14 protein-coding genes and 1 pseudogene are annotated in these 16,593 nt (G+C 71.5%); 7 read left to right on the forward strand and 8 right to left on the reverse strand.

Annotated features, from left to right (window positions below; genetic code table 11):
- Nucleotides 1-222: 222 nt before the first annotated feature.
- Nucleotides 223-1,812, reverse strand: a complete 1,590-nt coding sequence (locus ACFVKT_RS08780) for an alpha-amylase family glycosyl hydrolase (RefSeq protein ID WP_385729052.1) — start codon at nucleotides 1,810-1,812, stop codon at nucleotides 223-225.
- Between the two features lie 54 nt (nucleotides 1,813-1,866).
- Here ACFVKT_RS08780 and ACFVKT_RS08785 point away from each other — a divergent pair, with 54 nt between their 5' ends.
- From ACFVKT_RS08785 to ACFVKT_RS08795, 3 genes are all read left to right on the forward strand, one after another.
- On the forward strand, nucleotides 1,867-2,820 hold the full coding sequence (locus tag ACFVKT_RS08785) for a class I SAM-dependent methyltransferase (protein WP_385729055.1): 954 nt from the start codon (nucleotides 1,867-1,869) through the stop codon (nucleotides 2,818-2,820).
- 151 nt (nucleotides 2,821-2,971) lie between these two features.
- The gene (locus ACFVKT_RS08790; protein WP_385729057.1) at nucleotides 2,972-3,838 is read left to right on the forward strand and encodes an acyl-CoA thioesterase; all 867 of its coding nucleotides are present in this window, start codon (nucleotides 2,972-2,974) and stop codon (nucleotides 3,836-3,838) included.
- Nucleotides 3,828-5,276, forward strand: a complete 1,449-nt coding sequence (locus tag ACFVKT_RS08795) for an MFS transporter (protein ID WP_385729059.1) — start codon at nucleotides 3,828-3,830, stop codon at nucleotides 5,274-5,276. The genes ACFVKT_RS08790 and ACFVKT_RS08795 overlap by 11 nt, the downstream gene beginning before the upstream one ends.
- Nucleotides 5,277-5,381: 105 nt before the next feature.
- Here ACFVKT_RS08795 and ACFVKT_RS08800 read toward each other — a convergent pair whose 3' ends face one another.
- Both ACFVKT_RS08800 and ACFVKT_RS08805 read right to left on the reverse strand, forming a co-directional pair.
- A complete protein-coding gene (locus ACFVKT_RS08800) occupies nucleotides 5,382-6,203 on the reverse strand; it encodes an alpha/beta fold hydrolase (protein WP_385729061.1) in 822 nt (273 codons plus the stop codon).
- A gap of 354 nt (nucleotides 6,204-6,557) precedes the next feature.
- A complete protein-coding gene (locus ACFVKT_RS08805) occupies nucleotides 6,558-8,627 on the reverse strand; it encodes an ATP-binding protein (protein WP_385729063.1) in 2,070 nt (689 codons plus the stop codon).
- A gap of 112 nt (nucleotides 8,628-8,739) precedes the next feature.
- On the opposite strand from ACFVKT_RS08805, the gene ACFVKT_RS08810 reads away from it, so the two are divergent.
- Nucleotides 8,740-9,633 carry an MEDS domain-containing protein gene (locus tag ACFVKT_RS08810; protein ID WP_385729064.1) on the forward strand — a complete coding sequence of 298 codons (894 nt, stop codon included), beginning with the start codon at nucleotides 8,740-8,742 and terminating at the stop codon, nucleotides 9,631-9,633.
- Nucleotides 9,630-10,604: an anti-sigma factor RsbA family regulatory protein gene (locus ACFVKT_RS08815; RefSeq protein ID WP_385729066.1), complete on the forward strand. Its 975-nt coding sequence runs from the start codon at nucleotides 9,630-9,632 to the stop codon at nucleotides 10,602-10,604. Before ACFVKT_RS08810 ends, ACFVKT_RS08815 begins: the two co-directional genes overlap by 4 nt.
- Here ACFVKT_RS08815 and ACFVKT_RS08820 read toward each other — a convergent pair.
- Nucleotides 10,582-11,307, reverse strand: coding sequence for a GntR family transcriptional regulator (locus tag ACFVKT_RS08820; protein WP_385729068.1), 726 nt, complete (start codon nucleotides 11,305-11,307; stop codon nucleotides 10,582-10,584). The genes ACFVKT_RS08815 and ACFVKT_RS08820 overlap by 23 nt on opposite strands.
- 181 nt (nucleotides 11,308-11,488) lie before the next feature.
- Nucleotides 11,489-11,674, reverse strand: a pseudogene (locus ACFVKT_RS08825) (EstA family serine hydrolase); the annotation flags it as partial.
- A 166-nt stretch (nucleotides 11,675-11,840) separates the two neighbouring features.
- Here ACFVKT_RS08825 and ACFVKT_RS08830 point away from each other — a divergent pair.
- Nucleotides 11,841-12,890 (forward strand): phosphatidylinositol-specific phospholipase C domain-containing protein, encoded by a 1,050-nt coding sequence (locus ACFVKT_RS08830; protein WP_385729070.1) that lies wholly within the window; start codon nucleotides 11,841-11,843, stop codon nucleotides 12,888-12,890.
- A gap of 15 nt (nucleotides 12,891-12,905) precedes the next feature.
- Here ACFVKT_RS08830 and ACFVKT_RS08835 read toward each other — a convergent pair whose 3' ends face one another.
- Nucleotides 12,906-13,871 carry an acetylxylan esterase gene (locus ACFVKT_RS08835; RefSeq protein ID WP_385729072.1) on the reverse strand — a complete coding sequence of 322 codons (966 nt, stop codon included), beginning with the start codon at nucleotides 13,869-13,871 and terminating at the stop codon, nucleotides 12,906-12,908.
- Nucleotides 13,872-14,171: 300 nt separating this feature from the next.
- On the opposite strand from ACFVKT_RS08835, the gene ACFVKT_RS08840 reads away from it, so the two are divergent.
- Entirely contained in the window at nucleotides 14,172-15,065 is an 894-nt protein-coding gene (locus ACFVKT_RS08840; RefSeq protein WP_385729074.1) for a universal stress protein, read from the forward strand.
- 36 nt (nucleotides 15,066-15,101) lie between these two features.
- Here ACFVKT_RS08840 and ACFVKT_RS08845 read toward each other — a convergent pair whose 3' ends face one another.
- Entirely contained in the window at nucleotides 15,102-15,869 is a 768-nt protein-coding gene (locus ACFVKT_RS08845) for a ferredoxin reductase (RefSeq protein ID WP_385729076.1), read from the reverse strand.
- A gap of 10 nt (nucleotides 15,870-15,879) precedes the next feature.
- Entirely contained in the window at nucleotides 15,880-16,485 is a 606-nt protein-coding gene (locus ACFVKT_RS08850) for a sulfite oxidase-like oxidoreductase (protein ID WP_385729078.1), read from the reverse strand.
- Nucleotides 16,486-16,593: the final 108 nt, after the last annotated feature.

Raw genomic sequence — 16,593 nt, forward strand, 5'->3', positions numbered from 1 at the left:
CGGATCGACCGCCCTGTCGTAGGGCGGCGGATCCGGGGGAAGGGCAGGTCAGGCCACCATCGAGGGCGAGCACCGGCCGGCGAACATCAGCGGGTTGGAGATGCCATCGTCGACTGGTCGGCCACCGCAGCGGCTGAACCGCGACCTCGAGCGCCTCGACGGGCGGCCATGGCCGCGCGACTGAAACCGCGCGGCTGTCACACCTTCGCGGCGTCGGCCGGGCTATCGGCCCAGGTCGAAGATCCCGTACGCGAAGCCTTCGGCGACAACGGTTCTGCCGTCGACCCGAACGCCGGACACCTCCAGGGGCCGTGGCTCCGCCGGGATGTCGTACGTGTGACTCACCGCGTTGCGCTGCGGATTGACGACGACGAGATACCGCCCGCCACGGACGTACACGAACGGGTAGCCGGCGTGCAGGACTTCCACCGAGCCGTCGGAGCCGAGTTCCGGTGACGCTTTGCGCAGGGCGATGAGCCGGCGTACGAAATGGAGCAGCGAGGTGTCGTCGGCACGTTGCGCGGCGACCGTGGGGCGGTCGGGCGCCGGGTCGAGCGGGAGGTAGAGGTGGTCGGCGGGGGCGGTGGAGAAGCCGGCGTTCGGACCGTCGTCCCACTGCATCGGGGTGCGGGAACCCGCTCGGTTGTAGCGGGGGCCCAGCACGCTGCCCTCCTTGTCGGGGAGGCCCGGGACGTAGCGCATGCCGATCTCGTCGCCGTAGTAGATCGCCGGAAGGGTCGGCCAGGTGAGCTGGAAGGCGAAGGCGGCGGGGAGCTGTTCTGCCGAGCGGGGGCCGCAGTTGAGGCGGGAGAAGTCGTGGTTGGCGGTCGGCAGGGAGATGAAGCCGCGGTCGGCCACGGCGGCCGATGCCTCGAACCAGGCCTCGACGAACGGGCGGGGCGAGCCCTTCCCGCTCGGGTCGAAGAAGCAGTCGAGCGGGTCCCAGGACTCGTTGACCGTGCCGTCCGTGTTGCTCCACAGCGAACGCAGGGCGCGACCGTCGGTGGGGCCGCCGAACTGGAGGAAGAAGTCCGTGTGGAAGCCCGCGGGGACGGACACCTCCGGTTCGCCCCACTCCGAGAGCAGCACCGCGTCCGGATGTGTGGCGTCCAGCCAGTGCCGCAGCTCCGTCCAGATGTTCGCCGTCTCGGCTTTGCCCGGGTCGTCCTTGACGAGCGATGCGGCCATGTCGACACGGAAGCCGGACAGGCCGAGGCCGAGCCAGTGATCCATGATCGCGCGGAGCGCGGCGCGGTTGGCCCGTGGGCCGTCGGCGTCGACCGGCTGACGCCACGGCTCCGCCGGATTCTCCTGCGCGTAGCCGAAGTTGAGGGCGGGCTGAAAGGCGAAGAAGTTCGGGAGGTACGCGCCGGGACGGCTGCCGGGGGAGGGGACGAAGCCTTCCTGGTGGGCGTCCGACGCCCAGATGTACCGGTCGTCTCCCGGGTCGTTCGCCGAAGCCTTGAACCACGGGTGCTCGTCGGATGTGTGACCTGCCACGAGATCGAGCAGTACGCGGATGCCGCGGCGGCCCGCTTCCTCGACCAGCTTGGCGAAGTCGTCGTTCGTGCCGTAGCGGGGCGCGACGCTCAGATAGTCCGAGACGTCGTATCCGGCGTCCCGGAACGGTGAGACGAAGCAGGGGTTGAGCCAGACGGTGTTGACGCCCAGCCACGCGAGGTGGTCGAGGCGCTCGGCGATTCCGTTGAAGTCGCCGATGCCGTCGCCGTTCGAGTCGGCGAACGACTGCGGATAGATCTGGTAGAAGACGGCGTCAGCCAGCCATGCGGGAGCGGGGCGGAACGAAGTCATGAAGTGGACCATAAGCCAGGGCGCGGGGCGCACGCTGCCCCTAAGCTCAGCTGGATGTTCACCCCGCAAGGTCCCACCCTCCGCGAACTGGCCGTGCAGGCCCTTTCGTCCATCGAGCACGGCTACGACTTGCTTGCACCGAAGTTCGACCACACGCCGTTCCGGACACCGGACTCGATCCTCGACGCCGTGGCCTCGGCGCTGGACCGAATCGGCCCCTTCGACCACGGACTCGACCTCTGCTGCGGAACGGGCGCGGGGATGCGGGTACTGCGCGAGCTGTGCCGGGAGAGCGTCACCGGCGTGGACATCAGCGCGGGGATGCTTGCTGTGGGGCGGGAACGGGCGGAAGCCGCTCGCGCGCGGGAGTGGGCGGAGGGTGAAGCGCCGGGGCGCACGCTCGCCGGCGGGCAGAAGCGGGCGGAGGCTTGCGGGCAGGAGCGGGCGGACGCCGGCGGGCAGGAGCCGATGGGTCCGGGCGTGCGGGGACGGGTGAACGCCGGTGTGCGGCAGCGCGCGGGCCTCGCTGGGCATGACCACGCGTCCACCGACCACGCGTCCACCGACCACGCGCCCCGCGTCACATGGGTGCGCGGTGACGCGCGCGCCCTGCCCTTCGCGCCCGTCTTCGACCTGGTGGTGAGCTTCGGCGCGTTCGGGCACTTCCTGCCGCGGGAGCTGCCGGGGCTGTTCGCCCAGGTCCACTCCGCGCTGAGGCCGGGCGGACGCTTCGCCTTCCCGATCGTGGCTCCGCCCCGCCCGAGCTCCCCCTGGTACTGGGCCCTGCTGGGCTTCGACGCGGCCATGCGGGTACGCAACGCCGTGTGGCGGCCGCCGTTCGTCATGTACTACCGGGCGTTCCGGCTCGACGAGGTACGCCGGGAACTGACGCGGGCCGGATTCGAGGTCGAACTGCAGGCGCTGCCCGAGTTCGGCAGGCGGCCGGACGGCAGCCCGCGGTGCCGGCTGGTCGTGGCCACCCGGGAAACCGATCCGACGCCCGCGTAGCCCCCAAGGTCCGCCGTTCATGGCGGACGCCTGACCGAGAGAGAGTTTGATTTGCCAACTCACTCGGCTATGGTGAGTCTGCTTTCCCAACCAAGCAGCTCGAGACCCCCGTCTCAAGGCTCACTCCATAACCGACCGTGCGAGGACCGCGATGAGGGCCGCATCACCCGACAGCACGCACGCCACGAAGGGCACGCACCCCGCGTACGCCGCCGTGGCCCGTATCGACCCCCTGTGGTGGTCATGGGAGGGCGCACACGGTGGACATGTGGCGGCCACAGCGCTGGCCGCCGTACGCGAGCACGCAACCGCCCCGGGGATACGCCCCGCACGTGCGCTGACCACCCACTTTCTGGCCCCGGTCGACGCCCGACCGATCGCCCTCTCCGTGACCGTCCCGTCCGCCGGGCGCCGCGCCTCGACCTGCGCGTTCACCGGTCACCAGGACGGGAAGCCGGTGCTCGTCGGCTCGGCGGTGTTCGGCCCGGGCAGAACGGGACCCTCGTACGAGGGCGAAACCGCCCCCGAAGTGCCGGGCCCGGCGGACTGTCCGCTCCTCGACCTGCGGCCCGGGCTGGCTCCCTTCGCCAAACAGATGGAGATGCGCCCCGCCACCGAGGACCGGCCGCTCGCCGGAGGCGAGAAGGCCGAACTCCTCGTGTGGGTGCGGTTCGCCGACGACCGGCCCCTGGACGCGGGCGCGGTAGTGACACTCACCGACGTCCTGCCGCCCGCCCTCTATGCGCGCTGGCGCACCCCACGCCCCGTGCCGACCGCGGAGCTGACCGTCCACTTCACCGACGCACTGGACGCCGGCGCCGCGGAGGGCTGGGCCCTGGTGCGTATCCGCACCGAGCAGGCCGGCAGCGGCTGGGCCGTCGACGACAGTGCGGTGTGGTCGGCGGACGGCCGGCTGCTCGCTGTGGCCAGGCAGGCGCGCGTGGTGCAGGGCGCGCAGGGCGAGGAGCCGGGCGATGCCAGGACCGCTCTGCCGGGCGGGCTGAATCATGGCAACTGATCTCCGCGAGAAGGCCGGAACGCAGGTCACGCACGGCGGCAACCCATTGCCGGTCCTGGTCGCCGCCTGCCTGGGCCTGTTCACCGTCTTCCTTCAGACCACCCAGACCATCGGCACCCTCAGCGCCGTACAGGACGACCTCCATATCGCCTCGGCAGACCTGGTGTGGGTGGCCAGCATGTACACGCTGGTGGTCGCCTCCTGCGTGCTGGGCGCGGGCGCGCTCGCCGACCGGTGGGGGCGACGGCGCGTCTTCCTCGCCGGAGCCGCCGCGATGGCGGTGGGCGGGATCATCCTGGTCTTCGCCGGAAGCCTGGCCGTCGTGCTCGTCGGGCAGGCGGTCGCGGGCCTCGGCGGCGCGCTGATCACGCCCAGTTCCCTCGCGCTCATCACGCATGCCGTGCCCGACCCCCGGCGCCGGGCGGGTGCGATAGCCGCCTGGGCGGCCACCTCCGGACTCGGCCTCGCCATCGGCCCCGTCACCGCGGGCCTCGCCCTGCGCTGGTGGAGCTGGCACACCGCGTTCTGGCTCAACCTTCTCGTCGCCGCGTTCGGTGCGGCGGTCGCGCTCCGCTATGTGGAGGAGTCCCGGAACCCGGTCCAACGGTTCGACTGGGCAGGACAGTTGACGTCCATGAGCGGCCTCGCCCTGATGGTCTTCTGGCTGATCGACGGCGGCCACCATGGCTACGGCTCCGGCCGGGCGCTCACGGCCGCCGCCGGGGCGGTCGTGCTCCTCGCCGCCTTCGTGGTGGTCGAACTGCGCCGCACCGCCCCGATGATCGACCTTCGCCTGCTGCGCGATCCCTCCTACGCCGGCTCACTGCTGCTCGCCGCGACCGTCCTGTTCGCCTTCGTCGGCCTCGCCGTCCTGGAGGTGCTGTGGCTGCAACGGGTCCGGGGGCTGAGCGCGCTTGAGGTGGGTACCCAACTCCTTGCGGAATTCGGCACGTTCATCGCGGCCTCGGTGCTGGCAGGACTGCTCCTGCGCCGTCTCGGACCGCGCACGCTGATCACTGCGGGGATGCTGATCGCGGCCGTCGGAGCCACGCTCTTCGCACGTGTGGACGCCGGCACGACCTTCAGCGGATACGCCGCAGCCCTCGTCCTCTTCGGCCTCGGCTGCGGGCTCGTCAACGCGCCGTCCACCGCGCTGGCCGTCAGCCACGTCCCACGCGGCCGCGAGGGCGAGGCAGGCGGCACGGTGAACGCCGCCCGGCAGATCGGCTCCGTATTGGGTACCAGCATCCTCGGCACACTGATGACCTCGCGTTTCGACGACCACGTCACCCAGGTCGGCGACCCACGGGTCGCCTTCAGTGATGCGGTCGGCTACGCGGTGTGGGTCGTGGTGGCGGTGCTCGTGGCCGGCACCGCGCTGTCGCTCGGGCTCTCCGTGTGGGCCCGGCGCGCCGCCGCACCACAGCCGGCCGGTTAGCAATGCCGACGCAGGCCTGCCCCCGGCCGTGGGCCGGGGGCAGGCCGGTGGGACACCACGCCCGGCGGGGACTGTCGGTACGCGGTCGTCCTCCGCGCCGTTCGGTCAGCTGCGGATGAAGTCGAGAAGGTAGCCGTTGAAGGCCTCCTCGTACGCGCCCACAATGCCGTGCGGGCCGCCCGGATGGACCTTCAGCGTCGCGTCCTTGACGAGCTGGGCCGTCTTGAGGGCCGCCGCCGCGATCGGCACGATCTGGTCGTCGTCGCCGTGCACGACGAGAGTCGGCACGTCGATCCGGGACAGGTCCTCCGTGAAGTCGGTCTCCGAGAACTGCTCGACGCAGTCGTACGCCGCCTTGAGTCCGGCCTGCATGGCCTGGAGCCAGAACTCGTCGCGCTTGCCCTGCGAGACCGTGGAGCCGTCGCGGTTGGCGCCGTAGAAAGGCGAGCTGAAGTCCTTGAAGTACTGCGCACGGTCCCCCGCGACGCCGGCGCGGATCTCGTCGAACGCCTCGATGGGCGTGCCCTGCGGGTTGGCATCGGTCTTCAGCATCAGTGGCGGGACGGCTCCCACCAGCACCGCCTTGGCGACCCGCGAGGAGCCGTGCCGGCCGATGTAGCGGGCCACCTCGCCGCCGCCGGTCGAATGCCCCACCAGGATCGCGTCGCTGAGGTTGAGCGAGTCGATGAGTTCGGCCAGGTCGTCGGCGTACTGGTCCATGTTGTTGCCCTGCCACGGCTGCCCGGAGCGGCCGTGCCCGCGGCGGTCGTGCGCAATTGCGCGGAATCCGTTGTCGGCGACCAGCTTCAACTGCCCGTCCCACGCGTCGGAGTCGAGCGGCCAGCCGTGGCTGAAGACGACGGGCTGACCTGTGCCCCAGTCCTTGTAATAGAGGTTGGTCCCGTCAGAGGTGGTGAACGTGCTCATGAGGTTGGTTCCCTTTCGAGAGTTCGTCGAAGTGGCCTACGAACGCCGGTTCGGGTCAGGTGAAGGGGGCGGATCACCTCCGCCGCCGTGTGCGCGAATTCCCGCCACCCTGGGTCGGTCGGCGCGTGCCCGCGCTCCGGGTTCTCGGCATCGATCTTCACCTGGCACAATTGTGCGCTTATGCCATAATCGCAGGATCCTCGGAGTGCGCAACGCGTCCCGCAATGCCGAGCGCGAGATGACGCCCGGCCTCGGGAGAGCGCAGGTGGAGCGCACCCACCCCAGCCAATTCACACGCCGGTTCAAGGAGGCGTACGGGGTGACGCCCCAGGACGGGCGCAAGGCGTCGCAGCCTCACGGCTCCACGAGTCCGGCGCCGCCCAGGGCCAGTGCCACCCCCGCGTCGGGCCCCAGCTCGTGGCCCTCGCGGACGGCCTGGGCGAAGCGGGTGTCGCCGAGTTCCGCGCGCAGCCGGCGTGCGTACTCCCGGCGGAAGACGGTCGTCTCGGAATGGCCGAGCCGGGGGACCCCGGCTGCGTACCAGAGACGTCTGCTGACGCCGAGGAGCCGCGCGGCGAGTTCCGGTTCGCCCTGGCAGGCAGTCGCGGCCACCAGCAGATCGGCGACCGCCGCGGTGCCCAGCCGGTCGTTCATCCGCCACTTGGCGGACAGCGCCTCACGTCCCGTGCGCAGCGCCTCGTCCGGACGGCCCAGGCCCACCCCGGAGAGCGAGAGGAAGAAGTCGCCCCAGGCCCGCATCCACAGCTCACCGCGTTTCGCGCAGTCCGCGCGCAGCCGCTCGGCCACCGCCGCACACCGCTCGAACGCGCCCTGGCCGGCCAGCAGATACGCCTGCACGGCGAGCGTCAGCAGTTGGAAGAACTCCGCGCCGCCACCGCCCCCCGGCCCCTGCGGGGTGTTCCCGTACAGCACGGCCGAGCGCGCCGACTCCCCGCGCACGGCCAGGCTCGCACCGGTCAACGGCAGCGCGGGCACCGGCAGTCGACGTTCCTCGGCGAGCCATACGTACGCGGCGCTCACGGACTCGGCGGCATCCAGATCGTCCGGTACGACGGTGACCAGGCGGTGCGTCCAGATGGCGAGCGTGTGCTCCGGGCCCGCGGGGTGCTCCCGGCGCAGCGCCCGTTCCAGGTAGCCGCGCCCTTCCTCGGCGAAGCCGCAGGCGAACCAGAAGTACCAGAGGGTGCCCGCGAGTTCGAGCGCGGTCTCCGGCTCGGGCGCGGCGATGCACTCCTCCACGGCGAGCCGCAGATTCGCGTGCTCCGCGGTGAGGCGCTCGGCCCACATCCGCTGCCCGGGGCCGAGCCACTCGGCCTCGCCCTGCCGCGAGATCCAACGGAAGTAGTCCCGGTGGCGCAGGCGTACGGCCCCCTCCTCGCCGAGACCGGCGAGCCACTCGGTGCCGAAGGAGCGGACCGTGTCGAGCATCCGGTAGCGCACCGCCGCGCCGTCGCCCTCGCGGGTCACGATCGACTTCTCGGTGAGTGACGAGAGCAGCGCGAGGATCTCCTCGGCGTCCAACGGGCCGCCGTGGCACACGAATTCGGCCGCCTCCACATCCCAGCCGCCGGCGAACACCGACAACCGGGCCCACAGCAGCCGCTCCAGCGGGGTGCACAGCTCGTGGCTCCAGCCGATCGCCGTACGCAGGGTCTGGTGCCGGGCGAGGCGTGGCCGGGCAGGCGAGACCAACAGCTCGAAACGGGAGTCCAGGCCCTCCAGAAGCCGGTCGAGGGGGAAGCCGCGCAGACGCACGGCCGCCAGTTCCAGGGCCAGCGGAATCCCGTCGAGACGGGCGCACACGGCGGCCACGCTCACCCGGTTGGCGTCGGTCAGCGTGAACGACGGCACGGCCGCGGCGGCGCGCGCGGCGAACAGCGCCACCGCGTCTTCCCGTTCGCCGAGCGGCAGCGGTGCCACCGTGAGCAGTTGCTCGCCCGGCACGCCCAGTGGCTGCCGGCTGGTGGCCAGCACGTGCAACTGCGGTACCTTCGCCAGGAGTTCCTGCACCACCCGCGCGCACTCGTCGAGAACGTGCTCGCAGGTGTCGAGGACCAGCAGCGACGGAGCCCCCGCGAGATGCTCGCAGAGCGCCTCCAGGAGCGGCAGCAGCGTCTGCTCGGCCAGCCGCGTCGCCTGCGCCACGGCGTTGGTGAGCAGACCGGGGTCCTGCAGCTCCGAAAGCTCCACGAACCACACACCGCCCGGAAAGTCCGCCGGCGCGGTGTGCGCGGCCCGCAGCGCGAGCCGGGACTTGCCGACGCCTCCGGGGCCCGTGAGAGTGAGGAGCCGCGTGGTGCCCAACAGGCCCGAGACGGCGGCGAGTTCGCTTCTCCGTCCAATAAAGGCGTTGGCCTCGGCGGGCAGATTGCCGATCCCGCCCTTGCGTAATGAGCCCGCCATCGTTCCCCCTCACCGGACCCGATGGCGGTCACGATAACCCTCTGACGCGCGGCCCGCTTCCGGCGTAGCGTAGAAGGGCGTCCCGGTACACCGACCTTGGGGGGTGCGGGGGATGACCGTCGTACCGGCGCTGCGTTCAGTGGGCCAGATGCGCTCCGGGGACCATCTGCTCCTCGGCTACGACACGGACGAGGAGCGGGAGACCGTACTCGCCGCGTTCCTCCTCGACGGAGTGGCCTGCGGCCAGCGCGGGCTCGTGCTGACCCCTGCGGAGATCCCGGCGGGCCTGGCCCTGTCCTTCCTGGAGGCGCACGGCTGCGCCGTCGACGACGAGATCGCCGCCGGGCGGCTGGCGGTCGATCCGCATCTGGCCGCGCCCGAGGGGCTGTGGGATCTGGACGACATGATCCGCCGCGAGGCGCGCCGGGCGGTCGGCGACGGCTTCCTCGGCCTGCGCGTCAGCATGGAGGTGCTGTACGGCGGGGCGGACAAGGGGCTGAAGATGCTGCACGACAGCGAGCTGCTCCTGGACCCCGTCTTCGCCTCCCTGCCGGTCCTCGGCATCTGCCAGTACGACCGACGGGTCTTCGACGAGGGCGACCTGGCCCGGCTCGACGGGCTGCACCACGGCCGGGTCGCCGCCGACCTCGTCTGGCAGGACGACCTGCTCTCCATCACCCGCACCTTCGCACCCCCCGGCCTCGCCCTCGCCGGGGAGATCGACGACACGAACGTCACCGCCGTCGCCCGCGCCCTGCACGACGAGACGGTCCGCGCCCGTGCCCGCACGGTGAACGGCATCCACGCCCGCCTCGATCTGCGCGACCTGTCCTTCGTCGACGTCGGCGCACTGCGCCTGCTGGTCTTCTCGGCCCTCGACCTGCACGCGGGCGGCGGCAACCTCGTCCTGTACGGCGTCGCCCCGCATGTCCGGCGGGTCATGCGGGTGACCGGCTGGGACCGCGTTCCCGGCCTGCGGCTGGAGCAAGGAGAAGGCATGCCATGATCCGCACCGGGTTCGTCCACCAGGCACTGTGCTTCGGCTCGGACGACGAATTCCTCGACGGGACCGTCGCGTTCACCCGCGACGGGCTGGAGGCCGGCGACACCGTCCTCGCCGTCACGCAGGCCCAGCACGCACCCCTCCTTGAGGACGCCCTCGGCACGCTCTCCGGCGACGTCGAGTTCGCAGACGCCGAGGACTGGTACCGCCACCCCTCCCGAACCCTGGCCCGGTACCACGAGTACTGCGCCGACCACGGCACGGACCGCCGTGTCCGCATCATCGGCGAACCCGTCTGGAGGGGCCGCACGGAGTTCGAGACACGGGAGTGGACACGCTACGAGTCGCTCCTCAACGTCGCGTTCGCCGACTCCGGCCACTGGATCCTGTGCCTCTACGACACCCGCACCGTCCCCGGCGACATCGTGCGCGCCGCCTCCCGCACCCACCCCGAACTGGCCCTCGGCGCCCGCACCGCGGCAGCCAGCCCCCACTACACCGACCCGGCCGTCTTCTACGCAGAGTGCGACACCGGCCGCCCGCTCGCGCTCCTTCCCGAGGGCGCCGACGACATCCCCTTCGGGCGGGGCAGGTCGGCGACCGTGCGTGCGGCCCTCGCCGCCTACGCCCGCCGCTCGGGGCTGCCCGAGCAGCGGACGTACGACATGGTGGCGGCCGTGCACGAGGCCGTGGTCAACGCCGTGCGGTTCGGCGGCGGGGGAGGGGTACTGAGGCTGCGCAGCGACCCCGACTACGTGATCTGCGAGGTCGCGGACGACGGCGCGCGCAACCCCGCGACACCCGCCCGGTTCCCCGGCCAGCTGCCGCCCGGCGCACGCGCCGTGCGAGGTCACGGCATGTGGCTGGTACGGCAGTTGAGCGACCTGGTCGCCGAGGATCTCGGTCCCACGGGCTCCGCCGTACGCATGTACTTCCGCCGCCCCGGGGATCTCACCCGGCCGCCGGCAGGGTGAACTCGTAGACCAGGGCGTCCTGTTGGGCGTCCACGACCAGGTCGGTGATCTCCAGTGGCCGGTCGTACTGGTCGTGCACGCGCCGGGTGACCCGTACCGATTCTGGGAGTTGGGTGATGGAGTCGCGGTGGTGCAGGGCAAGGCCAGCTTTGCGCATCCAGTCGTAGGCGCGCCCCAGTTGCGCCGACGCGGTGCCGTCGGCCCGGTCGCGGTAGCGGGCCAGCTCCTCGACCTCGGTCACCGCGACGGCGGAGAAGGAGGTCACGGCCGTACGCTGGCCGCTTCCGTCCGCCGCGGCCGACTCGTATCGGTGCACCAGCGTCGGCAGCCGCGGGGGGAGTCCCAGGGCGTGTGCGTGTTCCGGAGGCGGAGCCTCCCAGGTGACGGTGGTCCGGGGGACGGTGCCCGGTTCGGGGGCGTGCGCCCCCAGGGGGAAGTCCAGTGACGGGATGTGCTCGGCGGTGCTGCCGGGAAGTGTCGCGTGGCTGCCGCGCCGGTCGGTGGAGACCAGGCCGCCGCGCCGCAGCATGTTGAGCGCCTGCCGTATGGTTTCGCGGCTCACGCCGAACCGGTTGGCCAACTCCCTTTCTCCCGGCAGTCGCTCGCCGGGCGGAATGGTCCCGTCGCGCAGATCGCCGAGCAACTGTGCGGCGATCCGCGAGTAACGGGGCTCGTGGTCGGATGGGTGGACGGTGCGGGCCATGTCCGCGCCCCTCCTGCGTGTGAAAAAGACAAACGTGTAGTGACAACCCAGACGTGGTGACGAAACGTAGCCGTGCGGGCTCAGTGCGCGACCAGTCTAAGCATTGGTCTAAACCACCATGGAAGGGCGGTCCGGCAGTTCGGCCGATTTCAGCCCGCGGCCCCCGGCGGTGGGGGCGCCTTCAGAGCGTGTTGTACAGGGCGTCCGCAAGCGCCGTCTGCCTTGGGTCGTCGGCGATGTGCGGGCCCATGCGGTTCATGACGGACCCCGGGGAGATGCCCGCCTCCGGGTCGGCGAGCCCGCAGGAGCCACCGAAGCCGTCATGTCCGAAAGCCCTCGGGTTGGGCCCGAACGAACCGTAGGTGCCATGGCCGTTCGCGGCCGGGATCCCGGCGGCCCGCGGATGCACCAGCTCGTACCGACTGGTCGGATGGGTCGGAAGCGGCCGGACCGCATTCGTCATCGCGTGATCTCCCGCAGGCCACCCAACGCCCGTACTGTGCTGCCCAGTTGACCGATGAGACGCAGGAGGCATGGGGACAATGCGGAGACATGTGAAGGTGTTGGCACGTACCGGCATCGCGGTGGCGACAGCGAGCGTGCTGGCCCTCGCCACGGGCCCCCAGGCGACGGCCGCCGACCTGTCGTACTCGTCCAGCACCTCCGTGGGCGTCCACAACGCCTACGACAAGGCGAAGTACCCCTACTTCGCCGACGCCCTCGACTCCGGCGCCGGAATGCTCGAACTCGACGTGTGGACCAATGTGTTCGGAGTCTCCTGGCGGGTCTCGCACGACAACCCGTTCGGCAACGACAACAACTGCGTGAACGCGGCCAACGCTTCCGAACTCCGCACCAAGGCCACCAACAGCAACCTCGCGGGCTGCCTCGCCGACATCAAGGCCTGGCACGACGCGAACCCTGGACACCGGCCCATCCAGCTCAAGATAGAGATGAAGGACGGCTTCCTGGGCACCAGCGGCCGTGGGCCCGCCCAGTTGGACGCCCTGCTCACCTCGAAGCTCGGCGACGCCCTGCTCCGCCCCGCCGACGTCGTCGGTTCCCACCCCGACCTCGACACGGCCGTCCGCGCCGACGGCTGGCCCGCGCGCTCGGCGCTGGCCGGCAAGTTCATCGTCGAGCTGATCCCCGGCACCGTCGAGGAGAGCAACCCCTTCGACACGCTGTGGACGGACCGCGAGTACGCCACCTACCTGCGCGACCTCGCCGCCGCCGGACGCCTGCGCGAGGCGGCCGCCTTCCCCGCCGTGCACAACGCGGCCACCGGCGACCCCCGCACCCGCTACACCGACGCCACGATCCGCCCCTGGCTCGTCGTGTTCGACGGCGACGCGTCCACCTACACGAACGGCACGATCGACACCGCCTGGTACGACGACCGCCACTACCTCGTCGTCATGACCGACGCGCAGAACGTGTCCCCGGCCATCGACGGCACCAACCCCACCCAGCAGCAGGCCCTCGACCGCCTCGCCCTGCTGGCCGGGCAGCACGCCACCGTCGTCTCCGCGGACTGGTACCCGCTGCCCGCCGTCCTGGCCACGGTCGTACCGCGGGGATGAGCGGCTGAGGCGACCTCAGAGGTAGGACGGCAGCCAGCGCAGTTTGGCCGCCTCCTGGTAGGTGCCACCGCCCTCGTGGTCGTTGAAGTCGTAGACCTCGATCGCCTTGTCCTGCGCCCCCCACGCGTTGAAGGCCGCGAAAACCGTGGAGGGCGGGCAGGTCTGGTCCTCCAGGGCGACCGAGAAGAGAGCCGGTGCCCGGCCGCGCGCGGCGAAGTGCACGCCGTCGAAGTAGGAGAGCGTGCGCAGCACTTCGTCGGTGCGGCCGCGGTACGTCTTGAGGTAGTTGCCGATCTCGCGGTACGGGTTGCGGTCCGTCAGCTTGACGGCGCGGGGGAAGTCGCAGAGGAACGGCACGTCCGGGGCGATCGCCGCCAGGTCGGGGACAAGACCGCCCACCGCGATCGAGATCCCGCCGCCCTGGCTTGTGCCGACGGCCGCCGTACGCGCCTCGTCGACCAGGTCGTGCGAGCGGGCCGCCTCCACGGCGCGCACCGCGTCCGTGAACACCCGGCGGTAGTAGTAGTTCTCGGGGGCGTCGACACCCCGGGTCATGTATCCGGGGTACGCGGACGCGCTGCCCACCGGATCCGGCGTCCCGCCGCCGCCCCAGGCGCTGCCCTGACCCCGCGTGTCCATCACGAAGTGCGCGAATCCCGCCGAGGCCCACAGCAGATGCGTGTGCGGAAGGCCGCGTCCGCCGCCGTAACCGACGAATTCGACGACCGCGGGCAGGGGTGAGTTCGCCCAGGCCGGCAGCGTCAGCCAGCCCTTGACCGGGTGCCCGCCGAACCCGGCGAACGTGACGTCGTACACCTTGACCGTCTTCAGGTGCGTCTCGACCGGCTCGAAGCGGGCGGCGAGGTCGTGCTCGCGGGTCTCCTGGAGCGTTTTGGCCCAAAAGGTGTCGAAACCCTCGGGCTCGACGGACGCGCTCCGGTAGGCCCGGAGTTCGTCGAGAGGGAGGTCGAACAGGGCCATGAAGGACCACCTTTGGCATCGGGATGCGGATGATCACACCGTACGTCGGTCGTCGGCGGGGCCGCCAGGCCCTTCCTGCCCGCCGCGCCGCACGAGTGAACCGGCCCCCGCACGACTGATCGGCGCCCGCCGTGGAACCCGCCCGGCACCGGCAAGGCCCGGCAGTCGGCCGCTCCCGCCACCTCGGACACGCGCGCCTCGACGCCCGGGAACCACCTGCCCCGACACCGGAAAGGCCTCCGCAGAAGGCGGGCCTCACGCACGAAAGGCATCCGCCCCGACACCCGAAAGGCCCTCTCCATGAACTCCGGCCCCCGCACCATCACGGTTGGCATCGACGGTTCGCGGGCGAGTCTCGACGCGGCGGACTGGGCCGCCCGCGAGGCCCAGCGCCGCCGCCTCCCGCTGCGTCTGCTGCACGCGGCGCCCGGACCGGCCGTGTCCGGACGGATCCGGGACGTCGACGTCCCGGCCGGGTACACCCGTACGGCGCTCGACCGGGCCGCGATCCAACTGGCGTATGCCCACCCGGCGTTGGACATCATCGCGCGGAGCACCGACACACCCGCCGTACCGGCACTGCTCGCGGCGGCCCTGGACGCCGAGACCCTGGTTCTCGGTTCACGCGGTCTGACCGGGTTCGCGGGTTTCCTGGTCGGCTCGGTCGCCCTCGCCGTCACGGCCCGCGCCGAAGGCCCGGTCGTCGTCGTGCGCGCGGGCGAACTGCCCGAGGACGAACGGATGCCGGCCGTCGACGGCACACCGCCGAGCGCGGCCCCCTATCTGCCGGTGGTCCTCGGCCTCGATCTGAGCCACCCGGCCGATGACCTCATCGGGTACGCCTTCGACAGGGCCGCCGTTCGCTCCGCACCCCTGCACGTCGTGCACACCTGGACCGTGCCTCCGCCGCGCGGTCACGCGCCGGTCGTGCCACTGTCCGGTGCCACGGCGGGGCGGGCGGACGGCACCTGGCACGTGCTGACCAGCACCTTGCAGCCGTGGCGCCACAAGTTCCCGGAGACGACCGTCTCCGAGCAGGTGATCTACGGCCATCCCGGGCACCATCTGCTGATGGCCTCCACCCGGGCCGGCCTGCTGGTCACCGGGCGCCGGTCGGGCGAGGGCCTGGGCCGAGCCGTGCACTCGCTCATCCAGCACGCCATGTGTCCGGTCGCGGTGGTGCCGCACGGCTGAGAGCCGAGCAGGGCAGGGCACGACAGGAAGGGCGCCTCAGCCGAAGCGCTCGATACGGATCCGGTGCACCGGCTGACCGGCCGCCACCAGCAGTCGCGACGCGTGCTCCGCGAACCCGTTGGAGCCGCACACATAGGCTTCCCACCCACCAGGTGGCTGCTCGGCCAGGAGCGGCGCCACATGTGCCGCCGCCATACGTCCTACCGGCACACCGTTCGGCGCCTTGCGCGTGAAGACGGTTGTGGTCTCCTCGCCGTACTCCCGCGCGTAGATGAGTTCCTCGGGACCGCGCGCCGAGACGAGCAGGCGCAGCGGCACGTCCAGACCGCGAGCGCGATGGTGTCGCAGCATCGACATCAGCGGTACGACACCGGAGCCGGCGCCGATGAGCAGCGCGGGCCGGTCGCCGGGCCAGGCGAAGAAGCCGCTGAGCGGGCCCCGCACCTGCACCGTGTCGCCGGGTTCGGCCACGGTGTGGAACCAGCCGGAGACCTCGCCGCCCTCGACATGGTCCAGCGTCAGTTCGATGTGTCCGTCCTCGTCCGGCGGAGAGGCGATGGAGTAGTGGCGCTGCGCCACATAGCCGTCCGCGGCGGTCAGCCGCAGCATCAGATGCTGGCCGGGCAGATGCCCCGTCCACTGCGGCACCGCGAACCGGAACGTGGAGGCGTGCGGCGTCTCCCGGCGGATCCCGGTGAGCGTCGCGGTCTGCCAGGTGGCCGCGGCGCTGTCGCTCACGGCGATCCGCCCGGGCACGGCGAAGCCGGTGCTCGGCACGAAGGTCTCGGTCGTCGTCTCAGTCACCGAAGTAGCGTCAGTCACCGGAGTAGCGCTGCTCTTCCCAGGGGTTGCCGCGTGCGTGATAGCCGTTCCGTTCCCAGAAGCCCGGCTCGTCGTGGTCCAGGAGCCGCAGGCCGGCGATCCACTTGGCGCTCTTCCAGAAGTACAGGTGGGGCACGATCAGCCTTGCCGGGCCCCCGTGTTCGGCGGGCAGCGGCTTGCCGTCGTACTCCCAGACGATCCAGGCGCGGCCGCCGGTGAGGTCGGCGAGCGGCAGGTTCGTGGTGTACCCGGTGTGCGAGTAGGCCACCGCGTGCGTGGCGCTCGCGTCCGGGCGTACCGCGTCCAGGAACGTGTCCAGGGACACGCCCCCGAAGCGCACGCCGAACTTCGACCAGCTCGTCACGCAGTGGATGTCACCCTCGTACGTCGACGCGGACAGCGCGTGTGCCTCGTCCCAGTCCCAGCCGCGCGGCTCGGCCACCAGACCGCCGACCCGGAAGGTCCAGTCGGCGGGCGCCAGGTCGGGGGTGACTTCGGCGGACAGGACGGGCCAGTCGTCGCCCGCGTCGTACTGGCCGGGCGGCAGTCCGGCGTTGCCGGCGCGCGGACGCCCGGTGAAGCCTCGGGTGACGTTCATACGGGTGGTGCCTCCAGGCCGCCGGGACGACGGCCCGCCGGTCGAGCGTGATCAGTGGTTATGGATTCAACCGTACGTGGCCGGCGACCATGCCCGTGCCCCCGAAGG

Source organism: Streptomyces sp. NPDC127595, assembly GCF_042671685.1.
Classification (GTDB): Bacteria; Actinomycetota; Actinomycetes; order Streptomycetales; family Streptomycetaceae; genus Streptomyces.

What these genes read in the sequence shown, in the direction of transcription:
- ACFVKT_RS08805 (WP_385729063.1), bottom strand. Translation starts at nt 8,627, where the DNA reads ATGGCGGGCTCATTACGCAAGGGCGGGATCGGCAATCTGCCCGCCGAG.
- ACFVKT_RS08800 (WP_385729061.1), bottom strand. Translation starts at nt 6,203, where the DNA reads ATGAGCACGTTCACCACCTCTGACGGGACCAACCTCTATTACAAGGAC.
- ACFVKT_RS08785 (WP_385729055.1), top strand. Translation starts at nt 1,867, where the DNA reads ATGTTCACCCCGCAAGGTCCCACCCTCCGCGAACTGGCCGTGCAGGCC.
- ACFVKT_RS08820 (WP_385729068.1), bottom strand. Translation starts at nt 11,307, where the DNA reads ATGGCCCGCACCGTCCACCCATCCGACCACGAGCCCCGTTACTCGCGG.
- ACFVKT_RS08850 (WP_385729078.1), bottom strand. Translation starts at nt 16,485, where the DNA reads ATGAACGTCACCCGAGGCTTCACCGGGCGTCCGCGCGCCGGCAACGCC.
- ACFVKT_RS08780 (WP_385729052.1), bottom strand. Translation starts at nt 1,812, where the DNA reads ATGACTTCGTTCCGCCCCGCTCCCGCATGGCTGGCTGACGCCGTCTTC.
- ACFVKT_RS08815 (WP_385729066.1), top strand. Translation starts at nt 9,630, where the DNA reads ATGATCCGCACCGGGTTCGTCCACCAGGCACTGTGCTTCGGCTCGGAC.
- ACFVKT_RS08835 (WP_385729072.1), bottom strand. Translation starts at nt 13,871, where the DNA reads ATGGCCCTGTTCGACCTCCCTCTCGACGAACTCCGGGCCTACCGGAGC.
- ACFVKT_RS08830 (WP_385729070.1), top strand. Translation starts at nt 11,841, where the DNA reads ATGGGGACAATGCGGAGACATGTGAAGGTGTTGGCACGTACCGGCATC.
- ACFVKT_RS08790 (WP_385729057.1), top strand. Translation starts at nt 2,972, where the DNA reads ATGAGGGCCGCATCACCCGACAGCACGCACGCCACGAAGGGCACGCAC.
- ACFVKT_RS08810 (WP_385729064.1), top strand. Translation starts at nt 8,740, where the DNA reads ATGACCGTCGTACCGGCGCTGCGTTCAGTGGGCCAGATGCGCTCCGGG.
- ACFVKT_RS08840 (WP_385729074.1), top strand. Translation starts at nt 14,172, where the DNA reads ATGAACTCCGGCCCCCGCACCATCACGGTTGGCATCGACGGTTCGCGG.
- ACFVKT_RS08795 (WP_385729059.1), top strand. Translation starts at nt 3,828, where the DNA reads ATGGCAACTGATCTCCGCGAGAAGGCCGGAACGCAGGTCACGCACGGC.